This is a genomic window from Armatimonas sp. (genome assembly GCF_043760365.1).
Taxonomy (GTDB): domain Bacteria; phylum Armatimonadota; class Armatimonadia; order Armatimonadales; family Armatimonadaceae; genus Armatimonas.
In genome coordinates this window covers 1-2,215 of record NZ_JAYUPA010000145.1, presented here as the reverse complement: position 1 = coordinate 2,215, position 2,215 = coordinate 1, and the positions used below count along the sequence as shown (strand labels likewise).

General features: G+C 63.6%; 1 protein-coding gene. It reads right to left on the bottom strand.

Annotated elements, in window-relative coordinates; genetic code table 11:
• On the bottom strand, positions 1 to 2,197 hold a 2,197-nt coding region (locus ACH2EH_RS03705; protein WP_395139089.1), incomplete at its 3' end, for a M56 family metallopeptidase.
• Positions 2,198 to 2,215 lie beyond the last annotated feature (18 nt).

Genomic DNA, 2,215 nt, shown 5'->3' with positions numbered 1-2,215 from the left:
ACTCGCCGGGTGCCAGCGTGACGCTGTAGAGCGGATCAACCGGGTAGCCACGCTTTGCGCCTTTGGTCGGCTTGCCGTCCACGGTCGGCACATCGTAGCCTTCGTACTGGAGTAGGCGTGTCATGAAGGAGATGGGCTTGTCGGACGTGTTGCGCACCAGAGTCTGGTAGGTGAGCTTGGAGTTCATTGGAACCCGCGGGCTGGAGGTGAGGAGCAAGCCCGCCTCCAAGCCGTCCACCGCCTTGTTCCAGACCACTTTATCGAGCGGAATCATAGGCCCACCCGGTTCCTCCGTCGTGATGGATGTGGCAGGAGCGGCAGAGGTGCCCCTGATCTTAGAGAGCCAGAGCTGCGCTTCCAGCGTCGTGCCGCCACTGTCGGGCATGCTGACCCGTACGGAACTCTCGGTGCGGCTCGTGCCATCGGGAGCGAGCTTTGTCACGGAGTAGCGAGCGAGATCGCGTGTCAACTGTGTCAGGTCGGGGGAGCGGTAGACCGTGAGGGGCTGGACGAGCATGTCCATGCCCTCTTTAATTTTTGCGAAGTACGGACTCTTGCCACCATCGCCGCTCCCGATCAAGACTCGGAGGTTGTGGTGCGCCTCCTGGCCGGGAACTAAGACCGACTCGCCTGGGGCCAGCGTGATCAGATTGACCGCATCCCGGCCCAGGTCGGTGTGCCGCACGCCCTTGGCACGCTCGGTCGGGCCTGGGGGTTTGGTATCCTCCGTGTTATTTCGCGTGTAGGGCACGTCGTAGCCGTCGTACTGCAGCAGGCGCACCAGAAACGTGATGGGCTGCTTGGTCTTATTGCGCACCAGAGCTGTGTAGCCAATCTCCAAGGTGCCCAGCTCGTCTAGAATATCCGCGACACCTGTCAGTAGAAAGCCCGGCTCCAGCCCGTCCACGGCGGTTCCCCAGTGGACATCTTTAAACGAGATCGTCGTATCAGGGGCCTTGGGAGCGCCTGGTGGCTCAGTGGCAGGGCTACCTTGAGGGGGGGCAAGCGGTTGTGGCATCGCAAGTGTCCCATTGGGTTGTGCAAGAGTCGGCTCCACAAGAGGCATAGGTTCAAGCGGTTTGGGAGCGACAAGTATCGCTCTCGCCTGTGCCAGGAGCGCACTGGGTGTCAGGAAAGCTACCTTTGGCGCGAGCAGCTCAACAGCCGCTTGCAACCGACTGACCGGGCGCTCGCCGGGCTTGGCGGCGACTTTAAGCGAGGCGAGGGGGAGCAGAATCAGGCCCAGTACTGCCGTCAGAGCCAGGCGCAGGCCATGAGCGCGGCGCGGCTTTTTGGGGTCGAGGATGTGCTTAACACGCAGCTCCATGCTGCCCACCGCCGCCATGCCCGGTGCAAGGGCACTGGCCCGGCCCGCCTTCAGAATCTCCAGCAGGTGCGCCGCGTAGTCCGGGCCAGAGACGCCCGAGAGCAAGACCTGGTCGTCGCAGGCACGCTCGCTCTCCGCCCGCAGCCGCCGACGGAGCCACCACGCGCCGGGTTGGAACCAGCAGAGGGCGCAGACAGCCTCGGCGAGCAAGTGCCAGAGCCAGTCGCGACGGGCGATATGGGCTTTCTCGTGGCGCAGAGCACTCTCGGCGACGGCAGGGTCGCCCGTAAGCAGCGCGGCGGGCAACAAGATCACGGGCCGACGCACGCCCCAGGTCAGCGGCGTGGTGACAATCCCGCTCACCAGAATCTCTGTTTCTAGGAGCGTCGTGCGCTGGCTTCGCGTTGCCAGGCCACGCAGCCGAACCAGCGCCACAGCAAGGCGAGCGAGCAGTAGGGTAGCTCCCAGTGCCCAGCAAGCCAGAACCCACCCGGCTCTCCGCTCATTCTTCGCTCCAAGCCACCCTCCCTGTCCCAGGAAGGGTTTGGGTGGATCTTCTCCCCTTCCCGGGTACCCTCTGGGTGCTGAGGGAAGGGACTGGGGGATGGGTTCTGGAGCCGGGGAAATGGGTTCATAAATGACAACAGGCGCGACGGGCGCGGCAATAGCAAAGGGCTTGGCGGCTTCCAAAAGCGGCAGGGGCGGCAAGAGTTCCTGAACCAGCGGCAACGTCAGTAAGCCACAGAGCGCCAATGTGCAGAGCAGGTGCCGGTAGGTGGCGGCGGCGCGGCGCAGGAGCAAGAGCGCTAGGGCAATGAGCAGGCAAAGAGCCGTGCCACGAACGAGCAGTTCCGTAAAAAAGAGCAACATCACTCAGTTTCCTTTCTG